A 17,919-nucleotide genomic window follows, 5' to 3' on the forward strand; every position below is an offset into this window, starting at 1 on the left:
GCCGTCGGTTTAGGCGCGGCGCCGCACCGCCACCGCCAGCGCGATAGTGGCCAGCACCGCGACGAGAGCCGTCAGCGCGCCGAACCCGGGCGCTTCGAGTCCCGTCGACCCCGTCTCGGTCGCCTCACTCTCGGTGGTCGAGTTCATGCTGTCGCTTCCGCCATCCGTGTCGCTCTGTGTCCGTGGCCGGATGTCGGCGAGGGCGTCCGTCGTCGGTCCGTTGACGATGGTGACGCGGGTTCCCTGTCGGTCGATGCGGAAGGCGTCCGCGAACTCGCCCGACTCGATGACGTACGTGTTCGCGCCCTCGGAGGTGGCGTCGTGAGCGTTGAGGATGGCGCGGTAGGTGTTGTGGAACTGCGCGGCGTCCTGTTCGCTGTCCCACTCGGTCACCCAGACGTAGCCGTGGCGGGCGTCCTCACCCGTCCCCTCGTGATACGGGTACAGGCGGTCGTTCCCCCAGCCAGCCGATGGCTCCGAGTCGTAGTTGTACGTATCGAACGGGCTGGTGGTCTGTCCCACCGACCGCGGCGAGATGGTCTGGGCTCGCTCGGTGCGTGCCTGATACCAGAACATCACGTACATCGACGCCTCGCCCACCGTGTCGGAGCCGTTCACACCCTGATTGGGATACGTCTCCCACCCGCCGCGGGCGCGGTCCTCGTACTCGATGGGGACCGGTTCCTCGTCGGTCAGATGGATAATCTGCTCCGTCGAAGTGGGCGGGTCTTCGAACGCCGCGTCGACGGCGTCCCAGCCACCCTGTTCTCGGAGCCAGTCGATGTACACCGGCCCGTCAGAGTAGGGATGCAGCAGCGTCAGGAGGATGCCGAGGTTCGGGGGGGCCTGCGTCCCGCTCCCGCCGCCCGAACTCGGCGCCTCGGCACACTCCCACTCGACGCCACAGCGTTGCGTGTACTGCTGTTCGATGTAGTTGGCCTCGCCTTCGACGACGCCGTCAGTCGCGAGGTCAGCGTCCTGTGTCTCGGCGCTCGAAATCCGCTCGCCGAGGTTGCCGCGCTGGTCCTGCAGGGCGTGGACGAGTTCGTGAATCAGCGTCGCGTTGTCGATGGTCGGGCTGTCCGGCGAGTCCGTGATGATGCGGATGCGGTCGTCGCCGGGGGCATAGAAGCCCGCCGTCGACTGTCCCGTTGCCGACTGGATGGCGTCGTTCGCGCCGTCGCTCTCGCCGACGACGAACAGCGCCTCCCACACCTGACTGTTCCACGCGTCGTACGACGCGTTACTCGTCGCGTTCCCCGACTGCCGGCTCTGGAACTCCTCGCGCGAGATTACCTCGACGGGGACGTCAGATTCGAACTCCGCTCCGCGGAGATACTCGACGCGGGCCATCCCCCGGCTGACGAGCGCGTCCATCTCCGTGTCGGAGAGGCCGTCGGACTGGTTGATGTCGATTGATTCGTTGTGCCAGTAGCCACCCTCCCAGCCGATGGTATCGGTGTCGGGGTCGGCCTGCTGCTGGACCGTATCCCCGTCGTCGACGGCTGCCGACGCGCCCCCGGCGAGCGCCGCCGGAGCGACCGACGCCAACACTATCAGTACCGCGAGACCGACGGATACCCGCTGTCGCATACCCCCCGTTAGGATGCACTACGGAAGTACCTTGCCCGCCGGCGGACGTGTCGTCACCCCGACCGTTCGAGGATGGTTCCGCCGGCGCCGACGGCGACTTCGAGGCCCTCGCTGTCGACGACGGCCGTCAGGTTCGAACCGGTCGGTGTGGCCTCTTGGGTCCAGCCCTCGGCGTCGCGACGGAACACCGCTCCGCCGCCGCCGACGGCCACCCCCGACTCGCCCGTCACTTCCACGTCCTGCAGGGACGTGTCGCCGGTGTCGGACCGAACCCACGCCGCATCCGCGCGACGGTACACCGTCCCGTTCCCGCCGACGATGGTCACCTCGTCCGCCCCGTCGGCGTCGACGCCGTAGAAGTCGTTGTTGGCGTCCTCGATGCCGACGGCTTCCCACGTCGACCCGTCGGTGGTGGTGAAGACGGTGGTGTTCCCGTCGACGACGTACCCCGACCGGGGGCCGTAGAAGTCGATGGCGTTGAGGTTCGACCCGCTCCCCGGCGTCACCGAGTCCCACGTCTCCGACGCCCCGTTCTCGAAGCTGTAGTAAATCGAGCCAGAGTCGCCGGCGACGTAGACGTTGGCTTCGCCGGCCTCGCCCGTCACGGCCACGTCGTTGAAGTTGTTCGTCACGTCGTTGGGTGCCGAGTGGTCGACGAGGCTGCGACTCTCGACGTCGTACTCGCCGATAGCGCCGCTGGCGCCGACGACCCAGAGGCGCTCCCCGTCGTCGGTCACGTCGGCGGCGTAGAGGTCGTTCCCGTTCCCCGTCGGGCCGCCACTGGCGGCGATACCCCACAGGTCCTCGCCGCGTTCGAGGATAAATCCGCCGTTGCCGACGGTGTACGCGTCGCCGGTCGTCGTCGCTACGTCGTGCAGCGTCACTTCGACCGGTGCCTCCGCGTTCAGCCAGACGCTGTCTGCGGCGCCGAGTGTCGGCACACTTGCCAGCGCGGCGGTCGTTGCGGTGCTCCAGAGAAACGTCCGGCGCGTCGTGTCACGCATTGTTCGAACACTCCACGCGAGGGTTTCCGGTGGAGCGGTAAAAGTTAGGTGGCGGACCGTTACGCCGCGTCGTCGTCCGCGGCGTCGAACAGGTCGTCGACGGCATCCCGTGCCGCGCGTGCGGCCTCGTCGGCCACCGCCTCGGGGTCCGCCTCGTCCGCCGGGGCGTTCAGATAGACGTCGACATCGAGGACGCCATCTTCGAACGTCACCGTCACGTCGAGGTCGCGGACGTCCGATTGCCGGTATCGCGAGAACACCAGACCCTCGGCAGCCTCCGCGGCCGTCTGCACGACGGTTTCGTCGTCGGGCACGGCCTTACGCGCCGCCGGCGCCGCCCGGACCCATCGGCGGGCCGCCGCCGCCAGCGCCGCCCTGCAGCATCTGCTGCAGTTCTTCCTGCAGCGACTCGAACTGGTCGCGGACGCGCTCTTCCTGCTTGCTCAGCTGGTTGACGCGGACTTCGAGACTGTCGACTTTCTCCTCCAAGTCGTCGTAGGCCTCGTCGTACTCCGTCGACACGAGGAGTTCGCCGACCTCTCGGTACATCTCGGTGTCCTCGTCGATGTCTTCGAGGGCTTCGAGCGCCGTCTTCGACTCGTTGAGCGTCGTCTCGGCCTGCTCCTTCTGGGCGGCGACCTGCTGTGCCGTCTCCTGTAGGTCCTGCAGTTCTTCGAGCTTCTCCTGAGCCTCCGGCGGCAGATTCCCTTGCATGCGCTGAACCTTGGGTCCCGGAGTGAAAAAGCCCCGTATTCCCGCTCGATGTCACTCGGCCCGCGTCGCCGCCTCGCTGACTCGCTCCGCGACGTCGAGCAGTCGACTCCACGTGTTCGTCCCCGCCCGGAGAGCCACGAGGTCCGCCGCCTCGATGCGCACCTCGACGGTCCGCGCGTCGCGCGAAACCGTGGCCGTCGACCGGGCGTCGGCTATCTCGCCGACTTCGACCCGGACGCTCCGGGCGATACAGCGAGCGCGGCGCTCGGTGTCGTACTCGAACTGCAGAGAGAGGGTGTGTGGCGTGTCGTCGGTGGACGACTGGGCCACGAGACTACTTGACGTTGACTTCCTTGACGGTCGGCGCGCGCTCCTTGAGGAGCACCCGATGACCGCAGTACGGACAGCGCACGCCGCCGTACTCGTCGAGTTCGACGTCGCGCTTGCACCGGGAACACTTGTAGCTCATGTTATTCGTCGTCGTCTTCTTCGTCGGTTGCGAGCGCCGCCCGAATCGACCGCTTGACGGTGCGACCACCGGGCGTCTCGGGGCGGTACGCCCCGCCCGTGAACACTTCGCCCGTCTCCTCGTTTTTCCACACGCCCGTCCCGATTCGGGTGACACTGTCACCGTCGAGCGTCGCGTTCTGCATCTCGCCTTCGATTTCCTTGACGCGCCGGCGGGCGACACGCCCGTATCGCGCGCCGAATCGGCCCGCGCTCCCAGTGCTGCGTGCCTTGTTCTCGGCCATAGTACCGCTTCATACCGGTAGCGAACGGATAAACCCTGCGAGTTTCGGCTCTCACTGCAGGTCTGCCGCCGCGAGCGCGTCGTTCAGGTCGTCGCGGACGCGCTCGCCCGTCTCGCGGTTCATCGCCGTCGTGACGATGCGGTTTTCCTGCACGCTCGACCCGTCGCGAAGCAGGAGCCGAACGTTTCCGTTGTCGTCCGCGCGCGTCACCTTCGCCCGCAGTCCCGACTGCGACCCCTTCCCCCCGGCGTCGATGGGGCCGGGGACGATTTTCTTCACGTGCGGGTGTTCGGCCACCGTCGAGATGGCTCGACGCCCCGCTCGTTTGCCGATGAGCGTCGTGTGTCGTCCGCCGAGTTTCTCCTTCGGCGGCGTCTCCACCACCTCCAGCGCCCGCTCACCCCGTCGCTCCAGCACCGTCGCCACCGGGTCGTCGCCGGCGACACGATAAAATTCGTAATGCGTCTCCGCCCGGACCGCGCGGATGGTCTCGCGGTCGCCCGCCGCAAACACCACGTCCGGGCGCTTGCGCCGGATTTCGTCGGCAATCAGCCCCGCGAAGTTCCGGCGCTCGATGACCCGTGCTTCCCCTTCCTCCTCCGGCCGCGTCGTTATCGTCGTCTCGCCCACCTCGTCGTCCTCGTCGAGCATCGTCAGCGTCGCGCGGTCGACGTCCACGTCGAGAACGACCGTATCGCAGTTGGCCGTTCGACAGACCAGACAGTAGTCGCCCGGTCGGTCTAACGGGGACCCGCACCGCCCACATTCCATGCCCGTGACAGGCGGTCGTGTCGGATAAGTCCGTCCTTCGACCGAACGCGACACAAAACACATTGGCACGCCAACACACGTCACGACCATGGTCCCCCGCTCCGCCCGCGTCCTCGTCGCCGCGGCCCTCGTCGGCACGCTTCTCGGCGTTGCGGTCCCCGCGACGGCGAGTCCGCGGCCCGTCCCCGTCTGTTCGCCCTGTGACCGCGGCTTCACGTCCGCGGCCCACGGCCACGGAATGGACGTCGAAATCGAGCACAGCACCGCCACGATGCGCGTCCACCGCAACGGCTCCGCGACGTGGACCGTCGAGAACCGACTGAACGACACCGCGGCGGCGACGTTCGCGCGCAACGACTCGCTCCGGCGCTCGGTCGCTCGCGACGCCATCGCCGTCCACGACGGCCGCCTCCGCTCGACGAGCGTCTCGGGCGATACCGTCCGGATGCGCTACCGCACCCCCGACGTGGCGACCGACGCGCCCGGCGGCGTCCTCCGCGTCGACTACTTCCGCGACGACGACGGCCGTCTCGTCCGCTCCGGCCTCGGCGCCGACCGCCTCACGCTCGTCGCGCCGCAGGGGATGGTCGTCGGCCACGCCCTCCCCGGCGCCGACGTGTCCTCGCGCCGAATGACGGTCACGGACTTCGACGCTCGCGGTGACGGGCCGTTCGTGACGCTCGTCCCCGCCGACGCCGCGCTCGCGCCGCTCTGGAGTCTGGTCGCGATTGCGCTCCCGCTCGTCCCCATCGTCGGGCGCAACGTCCTCTTCTTCCTCGTCGTGCCCGGAGCGGTGTTCGCTGGCGGTTTGGCGGCCCTCGCGTGGGGCGCTCGCGCCTTCGACGCCGATGCCACGACCACGCCCGACCGCCGCGCCCTCGCCGTCGTCGCCGTCGGCCTCCTCGCTCTCGCGCACCCGCTCTACGCCGGTAGCGTCGTCGCGGGGTCGGAACCGAACCTGCTCGCCGGCGGCGTCGGCGCCGTCGCTCTCGGTGCCTCCCTCTCCCTGCCCGCCGTCCGCGACCAACTCTCGGAGCGGCGCCTCGCTGGCCTCGTCGCCGTCGCGTTTGCGCTCGCTGTGGCCGTCGGACTCCTCCTCGCCGACTCTGACGGCGCGAGCGTCGCCACGCTGGTCTTGCCGCTTCCCGTCTACGCCGCGACGCTCGCGGGCTACACCGCCGCGCACACGTCGCTTCGCCGCGGGCTGGCGGTCGCCGTCGGCGCCCTCCTCGTCGTCCTCGCGACGACGTTCTCCATCGCCTCACAGGGCGGGACGCTCTACTTCCTCGGCGTCATCCTCGCCGTCCTCGGCGCTCTCGCCGGCGTCGTCGTCGGCATCCCGTTTTTCCTCCTCGGCTACGGGCTTCCCGGCCCGGACTAGAGATTTCGGGGGTCGACCTTCAGATACTCTCGGAGGACCGCCGTCGCGTACGACCCCCGCGGGAGCGAGAACGAGAGCGTCAGCGGGTCGCGCTCGACGGTCAGGTTCGCCTCGACGAGAATCGCCCGCCGCGTCCCCGAGGAGTCGAAGTTCCCCGGCAGGTCGAAATCGTCGGGCGAGAGGCCGAGGTCGGCGAGCACGTCGCGCTCTATCTCGCCGGGTTCGCCGTCGGCGAGTTCGGTTTCCGTCCCGACGAGCGGCGCGGTGACGAACGCCCGACCCCGCTCGCAGTGACGGGTCACGACGTCGACACGTCCCTCGTCGACCCGCTGGAGGCGGTCGGTGTCCGGGAGCGACAGGCCCTCGGGCGCGTCGGCGTCCGAAAAACATACCACGTCGCCGGCGACGGGCCGGTCGAAGGGCAGGCCGCGACGCAGGCGCTCCGAGAGTATTTGGTTGAACGCGTAGGACTGCGCCGCGTTGACGAACAGCCGCTGGAGGTTCCACGGCACCGTCTCCAGCGCCGCCCGGAAGTCCTCGGGGTCGCTCCCGCCGTTTTCGACCAGCGTGTGTAGCATCGACCGCTCGTAGCCGAGATGTCCCGGCATCGCGTCGAGCGCCGCTTGCCAGTCGGGGTCGGCGCTCGCCGCCACCGCGTCGACCGTCTCTCGCGCCTCCTGTGTTCGCTCCGGCTCCGTTTCCGCCGGGTTGCCGGCGTAGGCGAGGACGGCCTCGCGCCACTCCTCCCGGACGACACACAGCCCCACCTCGTGAGTGACGGGACGTTGACTGCCGAAGCGCTGGTGGCCGAAGACGTTCGGGACGGCGACCGAGCCGTTGCCGAACGCCCGGAGGTCGGCCGTCACGTCCTCGACGGCTTCGGGACGCTCCGGGTCGCTAATCCGAATCTCGAAGGCGTTGCCCGCGAGGTCACCGAATTCGAGGTCACGCCCCAGTCGGCCGACGGGTTCGATGTTGACCCCTGAGAGGTCGGGCAGGTCAGCCGCCTCGGCGTCTCGAATCGAGAACAGTTGCGTCGTGACCGCGCGCTTGTCTTTGGTGCCCGCCCACGACACCCGCTCGCGGCTGATGCCCATCGCGTCCGAGAGCGCGCCCGCGAAGTCGTTGGTGTCCCAGCCGGTGAGCGTCGCCCGGACGAGCAGGACGGGGTACGAGCCCACATCGGCGTCGAGCGGTTCGGGGTCGAGGATTTCGAGTTCGCGAACCCGGAAGTCGGCAGGGTCGGCCCGGAGGCGCCCGCCGACGCCGGGACCGTCGCTCACGTAGTGGTCGATGCCGACCTGCCGTTCGAGTGCGTGGGCCTCGCGCATGTGGTTCCGAACGCTTCGCGTCGCCGTCGGGTGAGTCTGTCGAAAGCGCGTTCAGTACAGCGAGAGGTCGCCCGTAACCCGGTCGATTTCCTCTTCGTCGCCCGGTCCGACGGCGAGCGCCGTCACGGTCCCCGGCTCTAACTGGGTGTGGCCCGCGTCGCGGATGATGGCGTTCGGGAGGCCCGCCCGCTCCGCCGCGTCGGCCAACTCGAACAGTTCGGACTCGCCGCTGCCCTTCAGCACGACTTTCTTCTGTCCGTCGCCTTTCCACGCCCGCCGCGTGCGCTCGTCGGCGTCCTCGTACGCAGACAGCGACGCGTGTGCGACCTGTGCGGCGAGCTTTCCCCGTCCCATCCCGAGGTCGGTCCGCGCGACGATGGCCTGTTTCATACTCCTTGCTCCCGCGCGCGAGACAAAGCGTCGTCGGTCCGACGCGGCCGCTCAGTACGCGTCGGCGTCAACGAGTCGCTGGGCGATGCGCTGGGCGCCCACCGCCGCCGACAGCGACGGGTCGTCGGGTGCGACGGCCGAGACGTCGCGCTGGAGCGACTCGCTCAGGCGCTCCTCGAACTCCTCGACGATGCCCGGGATGCAGGTCATCCCGCCCGTGAGGACGATTGGTTGGTCCAGCGCCAACTGGTACACCTTGATGTGGTCGTTGGCGAGTTCGGGCAGGAAGGCGTTGGCTATCTCTTCGACGGCGTCGTCGACGTACTCGTCGACGGCGTCCATGACGCTTCGCTCGATGGTGAACTCGTGGGAGCCGCCGCCCGGCTGCTGGATGATGTCCGTGAACGGCTCGAAGCTCTCGAAGTCGGCGTGTGTCTCTTTGTACTCCCGAGCCGTCGTCGTGTCGATGTTCACCCGGCCCTGCGTCTCCTCCTCGACGTAGTTGGCTATCATGCGGTCGACTTCGTTGCCGGTGACCGCGCCCGTCGTGAAGGGGGCGAGTTGCTCGCCCCGGCGATACGCCGCGGCTTCGAGGTTGGTCGAGCCGAGGTTGACCGTCACGAAGATGTCGTCGACGGCCTCCAAATCGTCGCCGAGGGCGGGCACCGCGCCACACAGCGACTCCGGATAGCTTCGGATGAGCGCCTGCCCAATCGAACTCCCCTCGATGACGGATTCGAGATTCGCCAGCCCCTCCTCGTTATCGATTGTGGGAATTGCGTAGACAACGGCGCTGTCCTCGGGGACGTCGTTGGCCTCGATGACCGACTCGAAGAACGTCGCCGTCAGTTCGGCGCGGTCCTCGTCCTCCGGTAGTCCCGAGCGGAGCGTGTACTGCACCCGGTCGGGGTACTCCCGTGCCGCCTCCTCGCCGTAGAGTACCTTCTCCTCGCCGGTGATGGCGTCTTCGTACGTCGCGAGGCAGGTCAGGGTCTTGACCGTCCGCAACCCGTCGCCGTCGGGGATGGCGAGTACCGTCCGGGTGCTTCCGAGTTTGACGCCGATGGGCGTCGGTTCGTCGCTCGTGGTGTCGTCGGCGGTCGTCTCACTCTCTGCGTCCTCGTCGTCTTCACTCATACGAACCGCGCTACACACGGACGTGGTAAATAATCACGCCCGTGATTCTCAGTCGCGGGAAACAGCCGCCAGCCGAGCGACGTAGTGGAGGCTCACCCGGTGGTCGTCCGGGTCGAGTTCGTTCGCCTCGTTGGCCTGCGGTTCGTTGATGCCCCACAGATAGTCGTCGAGGGCGTCGGCGGCGTCGCTACCGAGCCACCCGACGCGTTCGTAGAACGCGAGCGCGTCGGCCACCGACTCCTCGCCCGCCTGCAACACGAGAAACTCCAGCCACTCGAAGACGAGGGCTTCGGCGACGAGCGAGCCGGGTAGCGCGGTCAGATACGGGCGGGTCAGGTCCTCCGCCCCCTGCTCCATCACCGCGAGGTCACGCGTCACCGACTCGCGGAACGCAGTGGTCGCCGCGCCACGCTCCGAGTCGCTCTCCTCGGCTGTCTCGCTCTCCCCGTCGGCCATCCCCGCCTCGCGACGGGCCAGCGGCTCACCGGCGCCCGTCGTCCGGAGCTCCGCAACGTCGTAGTTCCGCGGGTCGATGGCCATCGAACGGGGCTATCTACGGACGCCCCCGAATTAAAGCTTCCCGAGCGGCGGGTGGCTTTTTACGCCCCGGCGGCACGTGTTGGGGTATGGACCCTGGGGACGTGGAGTACGAGCCAGTCAGCGTGAAAGCGGTCCTCGCGGAGATGAAAGACACGGCGGAGCTACTCATCGACCTCTCGTACTCCGCGGTCCTGCACGGTAGCGACGAGGTAGCGATGGAGGTGCTGGAACTCGAAGAGCGGATGGACGTCCTGCAGTTGCAGGCGCGGATGAGCCTCCTGATGGCCGCCCGAAGCCCCGAGGACGCGGAGGGACTCGCGCCCGTCCTCGGCGTCGTCGGTGCCGCCGAGAAGATAAGCGACGCCGCGGGCGACATCGCCAAAGTCGTCCTCGAAGACATCGGCGTCCCCGAGGCGATGCGGACGGCGATTCCCGAGGCCGTCGAAACCGTCGTCAGGGGACAGGTCGTCCCCGGTAGCGACTTCGCCGGCCAGACGCTCGGCGCGCTCAACCTCGAAACCGAGACGGGGGTGCGCGTCATCGCCATTCGACGGTCGGGCGAGTGGGTCGTCAACCCCGACCGCAACACCACGCTCGAAGCCGACGACGTCCTCTTGCTTCGCGGCACCGAGACGGCGCTGTCGTCGGTGTACGAAACCATCACGGGCGACAGCTACGACCCGCCCGAACCGGTCGAATCCACCATCGACGACTTGGACCGCGCCGTCGACTCGATCGTCCTGATGAAGAATATGAGCGAACTCGCTGTCGATTTGGCCTACGGCTCCGTCCTCTTCGACAGCGAGGGCGTCGCCGAGGAAGTCGCGGAACTCGAAGCCGAGGTGGATGCCCTCAAATCCCGCTTCGAGGCGTGGGTGTTGCGCGCCGCCGTCCGCGTCGAAGACCCCATCTCGCTCCGCGGACTGGTGCATCTGGCGAGCGCGACGGAGGTCATCAGCGACGCCGCCCTCGAAATCAGCGAGGGCGTCCTCCGCGGCCTCGACACCCACCCCGTCGTCGCCGCCGCCGTCGAGGAGTCTGACGAGGTCATCGTCCGCATCACCGTCGGGCCGGACAGCCGCCTCGCCGACGCCTCGCTCGGCGACCTGCAGGTCAAAACCGAGACGGGGATGCGCGTCATCGCCATCCGCCGCGGCGACGGCGAGTGGGTCATCTCGCCCGGCCCGACGACGACGGTCCACGGCGACGACGTACTCATCGCGAAGGGAACCCGCTCGGGGGCGAGCCGACTCGCCGACTTGGCCGACGCCGAGGACGCCTTCGACTCATAGCTCTCGCGTGCGGCGATAGGCCGTCACGAGCGTCAACACCGCCGTCACGAGTAGCGCCGTCGCCGACGCGAGGACGAACCCGAGGACGACGAACCAGCCTTCGGGACCGACGACCGGGTAGCGCTGTGTGCTGGCGACCGGCCCCGCGAGTTCGAACACGCGAACGAGATAGGCGAGGGCCGCGAGGGCGAGGCCGGCGGCGACGCCCACCGTCGCGTTGCGGCGGACGCGGAGGGCGTCGCGGAGCCCCGTCGCGGGCGGTCGGTCCGGGATGTCGTCGCTCACGCTCGCCGGTTGGACGGCGAGGCTCAAAGCCCCGTCGCTGTTTCCGACACGGTCGTGTCGCTGTTTCCGACACAGCCATGTTACCGCCGCGCAGGCGGGCGTCGTGGACGACGGGTATCGAATCGCTCAAAGGGGATGAGTTCGTGGGTCGAACAATGACTTCGGTGGGCAGCGCAGACGCGTCTCCCGGGACGGTCGATACGGGCCGTCTCGAGGTGGGTGAGACCCGCGACGGCAGTTCATTCGGACTTCCCGTCGCCGTCATCGAGGGCGCTGAGGACGGCCAGACCCTGTACATTCAGGCGGCCAGTGACGGCGACGAACTCAACGGCGTCGGCGTCGTCCAGCGAGTCGTCCCGCAAATCGACCCCGAGGAACTCGCGGGCACGATTGTGCTCGTCGGCATCGTCAACTACCACGCGTTTCAGGTGGCCGAACACCGCAACCCCATCGACGACACGAAGATGAACCGGGCCTACCCCGGCGACGAGACTGGCACGTCGAGCGAGCGCATCGCCGCCGCCACCTACGACGTCGCTCGGCAGGCCGACCTCGTTCTCGACCTCCATCAGGGGTCGACCAGTCGGATGATAGACGAGGTGCGTGTCCGGTGTGGGCGCCGCCACCGCCTCCACTCGGAGTGTCTCGAACTCGCGAAGACTTTCGGCTGTGGCTACATCCTCGACCAGAAGGGACCGGACGGCCAACTCGCGCGCGTCGCCCCCTCGGACGGCGTGCCCGCGGTCGACCCCGAACTCGGCGGCGCGGTCGGGTGGGACGAATCCAGCATCGAGAAAGGCGTTCGCGGCGTGTTCAACGTGCTCTACGGCTACGGCTTCCTCGACGGCGACCCCGAAATCGAGGCCCAGACGCGCGCGAAGGCCTTCGACCAGTACGGCTCGCCCGTCGGCGGCCTCGTCACCTTCGAACCCAACCTCGGTGACCGCGTGACCGCCGACGAGACGCTGTTCGAAGTGACCGACGTCTTCGGCAACCTGAAGGCCCGCGTCACCGCCGACAACAACGGCATCTTCTGGCGGAGCCGACGCCTCCCGCAGGTCGCGACCGGTGAGTACGTCTGCTCTGTCGGGAAAAACGTCGACGCGTACTGATGTCGACGCTCGTCTGCCCGGCCTGTGACCGCACCTACGACGACCGGTGGCGGTGTACGTGTGGCCATCCCCTCGAATTCGCCTCCCCCCCGCGCCCCGACGGCCCGGCGCCCGATTTCTCCGCCTTCGACTCGCGGCGGGGCGTCGCGGCGTTCGACGACTTCTCACCCGTCGCCGCTCACGTCTCGCTCGGCGAGGGGTTCACGCCGCTAATCGAGGAACCCCACCTCGACGCCACGCTCAAACTGGAGTACGTCTCCCCGACGGGGAGTTTCAAGGACCGCGGCGCAGCGACCGTCGTCTCGCGCGCAGTCGAACGCGGCGTCGACCGGGTCATCGAAGACTCCTCGGGCAACGCCGGGACGGCCATCGCTACCTACGCCGCCCGCGCGGGTCTCGACGCCGAGATTTTCGTCCCCGAATCGGTCACGGCGGCGAAACGGCGCGCCATCGAGGCCACGGGCGCCACCGTCGTCTCGGTGTCGGGCAGTCGCGAAGCCGTCGCCGACGCCTGTCGCGAGGCCGTCGCAGACGGCCGCGGTTGGTACGCCAGCCACGCTTGGAACCCTGCCTTCTTCGTCGGCACCGCCACGTTCGGCCTCGAACTCGCCGCCCAGCGCGATTGGTCCGTGCCCGACGCCCTCGTCCTCCCCCTCGGCCACGGGACGCTCCTCCTCGGCGCATACCGGGGGTTCCGGGCGCTCGTCGAGGCGGGCTGGACCGACACGATGCCCCGACTGCTCGCGGTGCAGGCCGCGGGCTACGCCCCCATCGCGGGCGACACGGGGTCGGAGACGAACGACCTCGCCGACGGCATTCAGGTTCGGGAACCGGTCCGTCGCGAGAGTGTCATCGACGCCATCGCGGCCACCGACGGCGACGCCATCGCGGTGTCGACCGAGGGCGTCCGCGAGGCACACGAGCGACTCGGGCGGCTTGGGTTCGATGTGGAACCGACGGCCGCCGCCGCCGTCGCCGGCCTCCGTCGCTACCGCGAGCGAGGGACAATCGACGGGGACAGCGTGGTCGTGCCGCTCACCGGGCGCGGGAAGTAGCGCGTCACCGCTCGGGGTGTGTCGGCGCGTCGAACCCGCCCCGAACGAGGGGTTTGGCGACGTGTCGGCGCGCACAGGGCGGCACCTCGTACCACCCCGACTCTAGCTGGCGGTCGAGTGGTCGCTCTACCCGGCCGGGCGCCGTCGTGCCGCAATCCCGGCACCGATACCCCTGATTCCGGCCGGCGCTTTTCATCGACCGGTCGCAGTCGGGGCAGGTCGGGACGACCGATTCGGTCGTCACGGGGTCGCGGAGGGCGAACTTCTCGAGTTTGAGGGTCCCGTCGCTCACCTCGCCACAGACCGTCACGTCGTCGCCGACTCGAAGTCCCCGAACCCGGTCCCGGAATCGCTTCGTGGGTTCGAACGCCACGCAGGGGAGACGCGCGTCGCCGTCCGCGATAGTCAGATGGACGTGCCCGCCCGCCCGCGTCTCGGGGGCGTCGGACACGACGCCGTCGACGCGGTACGCTCGCCCGTCGCGGACGGATTCGATTGTTCCGTCGCGGAGATGGGCGTCAGTCCCCTGATTCGTCCGATACGTGACCGCCTCGGTAACGGGTTCGCTCTCGATAGCGGCGGCGGCCGACCGGACCGTCTCGGGGTCGTCGCCGCGGATTCCGTAGAGAATCGGGCCGGGCGCGGCGGGCACGCAGACGAGTTCGTCCTCGACCCGGTCGACGGTGTCCCATGCTTCGGGATACGCATCTTCGGCCGCCGCGTGGACGCTCTCGCCGTCTATCTCGCGCGGCGTCCCGCAGCGCGACAGGTCGCGGTACGCGATGTGTTCGTACGTCCAGTCGTCGAAGGCGCGATGTGCGCCGAGTGCGGCGAGGGCGCCGATGCGTCCGCGGCCGCCCTCGTGGCGGTACTCCAGTCGCTCCAGCAGGGCCACCGCATCGGCGACGCGCAGGCGCTCGCGGAGCGCCCGGCGGGCGAAGTCGGCGACGGTATCGGGCACGTCGGCCGCGACCGCGTCCGCGACGACGACGCCCGGCTCCGTCCGCGGGTCGTCGACGACGGCGAGTTCGTCGACGGTGGCCGTCGCCAGTTCGAACGCCCGGTCCGGGTCGAGGTCGGTTTCGAGACAGAGCGCGGCGTTGCCTCTGGTCTTGTACTCGACGGCGGGGTTGAGTCGAATCAGCAGGCGGCGTTCGACGTGCCCGCCCGCGGCTTCGAGTGCGTCCGCGACGCGGGCGGCGACGTACGTCGTACACATCCCTTCGGTTCGGGAGTCGGTGTCGTCGAGGCCGACGAGTGTCACGGGTGTCGGTAGGGCGTCGTGCGGTGAAAGCGGTTTCGCGTCGATACTGCCAATCGCCTGACGCCGGCCGGGTGCCCGACACAACCTATATATGACGCGAACCACCTATTTTCCACTATGTCACGGTCCGCACTGGTCGGAAACATCACTGCGATGCTCCAAGACGCGGGATTCGCGGTGAGCGACCGGTGTTCGATTCGCCCGAAGAGCTTCGACTTGGCGGCGCGGCGCGGCGACGACCTGCTGTTGGTGAAGATTCTCGCCAACGTCGACAGTCTCGACGGCGAGACGGGCGTCGAGATGCGCCGTCTCGGTTCGTATCTGTCGGCGACGCCGCTGGTCATCGGTCTGCGAACCCGCGACGAGGAGCTGAAACCCGAGGTGGTGTATTTCCGCCACGGCATTCCCGCAATCAACCCCGACACGGCGTACGACCTGTTCATCGAGAACGTCTCGCCGCTCATCTACGCGGCGCCCGGCGGCCTCTACGTCAACATCGACGGCGACCTGCTCTCCGACGAGCGCGAGGAGCGCGGCTGGAGTCTGGGTCGGCTGGCGACCGAACTCGGCGTCTCGCGCCGCACCGTCTCGAAGTACGAGGACGGCATGAACGCCAGCATCGAGGTGGCGATACAGTTGGAAGAGCTGTTCGACCAGCCGTTCAGCGACCCCGTCGACGTTATGGAGGGCGCCGACGAGGTGCGGGACGCGGAGCCGACGCCACAGGACCCGGCGGTCGACCCCGACGAGGACCACGTCCTCTCGGTCCTCGCCCGCGTCGGCTTCACCGTCCACCCGACGACGCGCGCACCCTTCACCGCCGTCAGCGAGGACGGCGACAGAGAGATAGAGAACCTGCTCACGGGACATTCGGCCTTTACGCGGAGCGCGGAGAAGCGAGCCCGCATCATGTCTTCGCTCGGCGAAGTGACCCAGACTCGGTCGGTGTACGTTACCGAGGAGCGAGAGAAACGCGACTCGATAGAGGGCACCGCCCTCGTGAGTCAGGGTGAACTCGCGGCGCTTCGCGACGCCGACGACCTTCGCGACCTCATCCTCGAACGCGCTCGGGCGCCCGCGGAGAGCTAGTTGCCGTAGGTCGTCTCCAGATACTCGACGATGTCGTCGCTCTCGGGCATCCCCTCGACGTCGTGTTCGGTGTCGACCAGTACGGGCACGCCCGTCTGCCCGCTCACTTCTTCGACTTCGGTCCGCTCGGAGTGTGACCGCGGCACCTCGTGGGACACGTAGTCGAGTCCGAGTTCGTCGAGTTTCGTCTTCACTTTCGCGCAGTAGGGACAGCCGGGGAGTTCGTAGAGTTCGAGTGTCATCACTGGTCGTAGTGGCTCCGAGAACTTGAGCCCGGTGGGTGTGTGCGGCGATAGTGTTCAGATTAGCGCGCTCGAACTGAAGACACCTCGAAAGCCCCCAGCGTCTCGGCTCCCGGGACTCGCTGTCGTTCGAAAGAGCGCATTCCGCTCTTTCGTGATGACGAGAGAGCTTCGCTCTCTCGAACCACGCTCCTCACTACGTTGCGGTGCTTGCGTCGTCACCAGAACGCAAAGCGTTCTGGTTGGCTCACGAGAGCTTCGCCCTCGTGAACGTCCGGGTACGCCGAGACGCTGGCCCCTTTCAGTCCCACCCGCGTCGGCTGGCCGACCGGCTGCCGCCGGGCGGGACTGAAAGGGGCAGCCCGCTGGAGGAAGGCGGGCGACGTAAGCACGCGAGCGAAGCGAGCGCGCGCAACGAGCCCCCCGACTCCAGCGGGCCGGGGCTTTCGAGGTGGTCCAAATTCATCCGCTTATCTGAACAGTGCCGTGTGTGGCCGAGTCGACAGTCCGTGGCTACGCCGCGAGCGTGTTCGTCCGCACCACGTAGTAGAGCACGAACGCACCCGCGAGCACCCAGTGGCCGGGGCGGACGTCGCTCCACTCGCCGCGGGCGGCCTTCACGATTGGGAAGGTGATGATGCCCGCCGCAATCCCCGTCGCGATGGAGTAGGTGAGCGGCATGACGAGGATGGTCATGCCCGCCGGGATGGCGTAGGAGAGGTCGTCCCACGCGATGTCGACGACGTTGCTGAGCATCACGACGCCGATGACGACGAGCGCGATGTGGGAGGCGTAGAGGGGGATGGCGGCCGCGAGGGGGACGACGGCCAGCGACGCGAGAAAGAGGAGCGCGACGACGAGCGCGGTCATGCCCGTTCGACCGCCTTCCTCGACGCCCGACGCCGACTCGACGTACGTCGTGACCGTCGACGTGCCGAGCATCCCGCCGATGGTGGTGCCGACGGCGTCGGCCATCAGCGGCTTGTCGATGTCGGGCAGGTTGCCCTCGTCGTCGAGAAAGCCCGCAATCTGTGCGACGCCGGTGAGCGTCCCCGCGGTGTCGAAGAAGTCGACGAAGAAGAACGTGAAGACGACGAGCGCGAAGGTGAACGCCTCGATGTCGGCGAGGCCGGAGATGAAGGCGCCGGCGAGGGGCGTGATGTCGTAGGTGGTGCTAGCGCCGCCGGCGACGAGGGCGTCGGCGGCTTCACCGCTCACGAGGCCCGCGGTGGCGACACCCCAGCCGAGCAGCGTCGTCGCGACGATGCCGACGACGACCGACCCGCGGATGCCGCGGGCGTAGAGCGCGAACGTAAAGAGGAGGCCGACGACGGAGACGATGGCGACGGGGTCGGAGGCGACGCCGCCGAGTTGGACCAGCGTCTCGGGGTCGTCGACGACGATGCCCATCGCCTGCAAGCCGATGATGGCGAGAAAGAGGCCGATACCGGTGCCGACGGCGAACTTGACCGGTTCCGGGAACACCCGGATGACGTACTCGCGGGCGCCGACGGCGGTGAGGATGATGAAGACGATACCCTCGACGACGACGGCGGCGAGCGCCGTCTGCCACGAGATGCCGAGTGAGCCGACGACGGTGAACGCGAAGAAGGCGTTGAGACCGAGGCCCGGCGCCTGCGCGAACGGGCGATTCGCGTACAGCGCCATTATCAGCGTCGCCGTCGCCGCCGCGATGATGGTCACGACGGCGAGCATCGACACCACCTCCGGGTAGGAGTAGCCCGGCACGCTGATGCCGTCCTGAATGGGTATCTCGGGGTTGTCCGCGAGGATGCTCGGGTTCACCACGACGATGTACGACATCGTCAGGAAGGTGGTGATGCCCGCGAGCACTTCCGTCTGGAGTGTCGTGCCGTGCTCCTCGAAGCCGAAGTAGTTCGCCAGCGAGTCACGCAGCGCCATTATGCGTGAGCGTATCCGCCATTCGAGACTTAACAGTTGGCATG

The 17,919-nt window shown here is 68.3% G+C and carries 21 protein-coding genes; 5 read left to right on the forward strand and 16 right to left on the reverse strand.

All coding sequences use genetic code 11. From position 1 onward, the window contains the following. Window positions 1-9: 9 nt before the first annotated feature. The 8 genes from ACQUSQ_RS04680 to ACQUSQ_RS04715 are packed head-to-tail and all read right to left on the reverse strand — an operon-like array spanning window position 10 to window position 4,834. Window positions 10-1,593 (reverse strand): Hvo_1808 family surface protein, encoded by a 1,584-nt coding sequence (locus ACQUSQ_RS04680; protein WP_435067360.1) that lies wholly within the window; start codon window positions 1,591-1,593, stop codon window positions 10-12. Between the two features lie 53 nt (window positions 1,594-1,646). Continuing rightward, window positions 1,647-2,597: a WD40/YVTN/BNR-like repeat-containing protein gene (locus ACQUSQ_RS04685; protein WP_435067362.1), complete on the reverse strand. Its 951-nt coding sequence runs from the start codon at window positions 2,595-2,597 to the stop codon at window positions 1,647-1,649. A gap of 59 nt (window positions 2,598-2,656) precedes the next feature. Next, the gene (locus ACQUSQ_RS04690) at window positions 2,657-2,911 is read right to left on the reverse strand and encodes a DUF3194 domain-containing protein (protein ID WP_435067363.1); all 255 of its coding nucleotides are present in this window, start codon (window positions 2,909-2,911) and stop codon (window positions 2,657-2,659) included. 4 nt (window positions 2,912-2,915) lie between these two features. Continuing rightward, window positions 2,916-3,311: a prefoldin subunit beta gene (locus ACQUSQ_RS04695; protein WP_435067364.1), complete on the reverse strand. Its 396-nt coding sequence runs from the start codon at window positions 3,309-3,311 to the stop codon at window positions 2,916-2,918. Between the two features lie 51 nt (window positions 3,312-3,362). After that, window positions 3,363-3,641 carry a KEOPS complex subunit Pcc1 gene (locus ACQUSQ_RS04700; protein ID WP_435067365.1) on the reverse strand — a complete coding sequence of 93 codons (279 nt, stop codon included), beginning with the start codon at window positions 3,639-3,641 and terminating at the stop codon, window positions 3,363-3,365. 4 nt (window positions 3,642-3,645) lie between these two features. Then, window positions 3,646-3,780 (reverse strand): DNA-directed RNA polymerase subunit P, encoded by a 135-nt coding sequence (locus tag ACQUSQ_RS04705; protein WP_435067366.1) that lies wholly within the window; start codon window positions 3,778-3,780, stop codon window positions 3,646-3,648. A gap of 1 nt (window position 3,781) precedes the next feature. Further along, window positions 3,782-4,063: a 50S ribosomal protein L37ae gene (locus tag ACQUSQ_RS04710; protein ID WP_435067367.1), complete on the reverse strand. Its 282-nt coding sequence runs from the start codon at window positions 4,061-4,063 to the stop codon at window positions 3,782-3,784. Window positions 4,064-4,114: 51 nt separating this feature from the next. Next, complete coding sequence (locus ACQUSQ_RS04715; RefSeq protein WP_435067368.1) at window positions 4,115-4,834, reverse strand: DUF2103 domain-containing protein; 720 nt, start codon at window positions 4,832-4,834, stop codon at window positions 4,115-4,117. 88 nt (window positions 4,835-4,922) lie between these two features. Here ACQUSQ_RS04715 and ACQUSQ_RS04720 point away from each other — a divergent pair, with 88 nt between their 5' ends. Next, on the forward strand, window positions 4,923-6,215 hold the full coding sequence (locus ACQUSQ_RS04720; RefSeq protein WP_435067369.1) for a hypothetical protein: 1,293 nt from the start codon (window positions 4,923-4,925) through the stop codon (window positions 6,213-6,215). Here ACQUSQ_RS04720 and truD read toward each other — a convergent pair. The 4 genes from truD to ACQUSQ_RS04740 are packed head-to-tail and all read right to left on the reverse strand — an operon-like array spanning window position 6,212 to window position 9,613. Beyond that, the gene (truD, locus tag ACQUSQ_RS04725; protein ID WP_435067370.1) at window positions 6,212-7,546 is read right to left on the reverse strand and encodes a tRNA pseudouridine(13) synthase TruD; all 1,335 of its coding nucleotides are present in this window, start codon (window positions 7,544-7,546) and stop codon (window positions 6,212-6,214) included. The two genes, ACQUSQ_RS04720 and truD, sit on opposite strands and share 4 nt — an antisense overlap. 51 nt (window positions 7,547-7,597) lie before the next feature. Next, complete coding sequence (gene pth2 / locus ACQUSQ_RS04730) at window positions 7,598-7,936, reverse strand: peptidyl-tRNA hydrolase Pth2 (protein WP_435067371.1); 339 nt, start codon at window positions 7,934-7,936, stop codon at window positions 7,598-7,600. Between the two features lie 51 nt (window positions 7,937-7,987). Beyond that, the gene (locus tag ACQUSQ_RS04735) at window positions 7,988-9,073 is read right to left on the reverse strand and encodes a hypothetical protein (RefSeq protein ID WP_435067372.1); all 1,086 of its coding nucleotides are present in this window, start codon (window positions 9,071-9,073) and stop codon (window positions 7,988-7,990) included. Between the two features lie 48 nt (window positions 9,074-9,121). Then, window positions 9,122-9,613 carry a FlaD/FlaE family flagellar protein gene (locus ACQUSQ_RS04740; protein ID WP_435067373.1) on the reverse strand — a complete coding sequence of 164 codons (492 nt, stop codon included), beginning with the start codon at window positions 9,611-9,613 and terminating at the stop codon, window positions 9,122-9,124. 86 nt (window positions 9,614-9,699) lie between these two features. On the opposite strand from ACQUSQ_RS04740, the gene ACQUSQ_RS04745 reads away from it, so the two are divergent. Then, window positions 9,700-10,905 (forward strand): potassium channel family protein, encoded by a 1,206-nt coding sequence (locus tag ACQUSQ_RS04745; protein WP_435067375.1) that lies wholly within the window; start codon window positions 9,700-9,702, stop codon window positions 10,903-10,905. On the opposite strand, the gene ACQUSQ_RS04750 is transcribed toward ACQUSQ_RS04745, so the two are convergent. Continuing rightward, on the reverse strand, window positions 10,900-11,190 hold the full coding sequence (locus tag ACQUSQ_RS04750) for a DUF7536 family protein (protein WP_435067376.1): 291 nt from the start codon (window positions 11,188-11,190) through the stop codon (window positions 10,900-10,902). The two genes, ACQUSQ_RS04745 and ACQUSQ_RS04750, sit on opposite strands and share 6 nt — an antisense overlap. 155 nt (window positions 11,191-11,345) lie before the next feature. Here ACQUSQ_RS04750 and ACQUSQ_RS04755 point away from each other — a divergent pair, with 155 nt between their 5' ends. Both ACQUSQ_RS04755 and ACQUSQ_RS04760 read left to right on the forward strand, forming a co-directional pair. Next, window positions 11,346-12,302, forward strand: coding sequence for a succinylglutamate desuccinylase/aspartoacylase family protein (locus ACQUSQ_RS04755; protein ID WP_435067377.1), 957 nt, complete (start codon window positions 11,346-11,348; stop codon window positions 12,300-12,302). After that, window positions 12,299-13,357 carry a pyridoxal-phosphate dependent enzyme gene (locus tag ACQUSQ_RS04760; RefSeq protein WP_435067722.1) on the forward strand — a complete coding sequence of 353 codons (1,059 nt, stop codon included), beginning with the start codon at window positions 12,299-12,301 and terminating at the stop codon, window positions 13,355-13,357. Before ACQUSQ_RS04755 ends, ACQUSQ_RS04760 begins: the two co-directional genes overlap by 4 nt. A 4-nt stretch (window positions 13,358-13,361) precedes the next feature. On the opposite strand, the gene ACQUSQ_RS04765 is transcribed toward ACQUSQ_RS04760, so the two are convergent. Next, complete coding sequence (locus ACQUSQ_RS04765) at window positions 13,362-14,621, reverse strand: TiaS agmantine-binding domain-containing protein (RefSeq protein WP_435067378.1); 1,260 nt, start codon at window positions 14,619-14,621, stop codon at window positions 13,362-13,364. Window positions 14,622-14,738: 117 nt separating this feature from the next. On the opposite strand from ACQUSQ_RS04765, the gene ACQUSQ_RS04770 reads away from it, so the two are divergent. Beyond that, entirely contained in the window at window positions 14,739-15,710 is a 972-nt protein-coding gene (locus ACQUSQ_RS04770; protein ID WP_435067379.1) for a transcriptional regulator, read from the forward strand. Here the strand turns inward: ACQUSQ_RS04770 and ACQUSQ_RS04775 are convergent. Then, the gene (locus ACQUSQ_RS04775) at window positions 15,707-15,955 is read right to left on the reverse strand and encodes a glutaredoxin family protein (protein WP_435067380.1); all 249 of its coding nucleotides are present in this window, start codon (window positions 15,953-15,955) and stop codon (window positions 15,707-15,709) included. The genes ACQUSQ_RS04770 and ACQUSQ_RS04775 overlap by 4 nt on opposite strands. Window positions 15,956-16,465: 510 nt before the next feature. Further along, the gene (locus ACQUSQ_RS04780; RefSeq protein WP_435067381.1) at window positions 16,466-17,875 is read right to left on the reverse strand and encodes an NCS2 family permease; all 1,410 of its coding nucleotides are present in this window, start codon (window positions 17,873-17,875) and stop codon (window positions 16,466-16,468) included. Between the last annotated feature and the right edge of the window lie 44 nt (window positions 17,876-17,919).

The organism is Haloplanus sp. C73, from assembly GCF_051195115.1.
GTDB lineage: Archaea > Halobacteriota > Halobacteria > Halobacteriales > Haloferacaceae > Haloplanus.

Coding starts and splice junctions, on each gene's coding strand:
- ACQUSQ_RS04680 (WP_435067360.1), bottom strand. CDS start 1,593: ATGCGACAGCGGGTATCCGTCGGTCTCGCGGTACTGATAGTGTTGGCG.
- ACQUSQ_RS04685 (WP_435067362.1), bottom strand. CDS start 2,597: ATGCGTGACACGACGCGCCGGACGTTTCTCTGGAGCACCGCAACGACC.
- ACQUSQ_RS04695 (WP_435067364.1), bottom strand. CDS start 3,311: ATGCAAGGGAATCTGCCGCCGGAGGCTCAGGAGAAGCTCGAAGAACTG.
- ACQUSQ_RS04705 (WP_435067366.1), bottom strand. CDS start 3,780: ATGAGCTACAAGTGTTCCCGGTGCAAGCGCGACGTCGAACTCGACGAG.
- ACQUSQ_RS04710 (WP_435067367.1), bottom strand. CDS start 4,063: ATGGCCGAGAACAAGGCACGCAGCACTGGGAGCGCGGGCCGATTCGGC.
- ACQUSQ_RS04715 (WP_435067368.1), bottom strand. CDS start 4,834: ATGGAATGTGGGCGGTGCGGGTCCCCGTTAGACCGACCGGGCGACTAC.
- ACQUSQ_RS04720 (WP_435067369.1), top strand. CDS start 4,923: ATGGTCCCCCGCTCCGCCCGCGTCCTCGTCGCCGCGGCCCTCGTCGGC.
- truD (WP_435067370.1), bottom strand. CDS start 7,546: ATGCGCGAGGCCCACGCACTCGAACGGCAGGTCGGCATCGACCACTAC.
- pth2 (WP_435067371.1), bottom strand. CDS start 7,936: ATGAAACAGGCCATCGTCGCGCGGACCGACCTCGGGATGGGACGGGGA.
- ACQUSQ_RS04735 (WP_435067372.1), bottom strand. CDS start 9,073: ATGAGTGAAGACGACGAGGACGCAGAGAGTGAGACGACCGCCGACGAC.
- ACQUSQ_RS04740 (WP_435067373.1), bottom strand. CDS start 9,613: ATGGCCATCGACCCGCGGAACTACGACGTTGCGGAGCTCCGGACGACG.
- ACQUSQ_RS04745 (WP_435067375.1), top strand. CDS start 9,700: ATGGACCCTGGGGACGTGGAGTACGAGCCAGTCAGCGTGAAAGCGGTC.
- ACQUSQ_RS04755 (WP_435067377.1), top strand. CDS start 11,346: ATGACTTCGGTGGGCAGCGCAGACGCGTCTCCCGGGACGGTCGATACG.
- ACQUSQ_RS04770 (WP_435067379.1), top strand. CDS start 14,739: ATGTCACGGTCCGCACTGGTCGGAAACATCACTGCGATGCTCCAAGAC.
- ACQUSQ_RS04780 (WP_435067381.1), bottom strand. CDS start 17,875: ATGGCGCTGCGTGACTCGCTGGCGAACTACTTCGGCTTCGAGGAGCAC.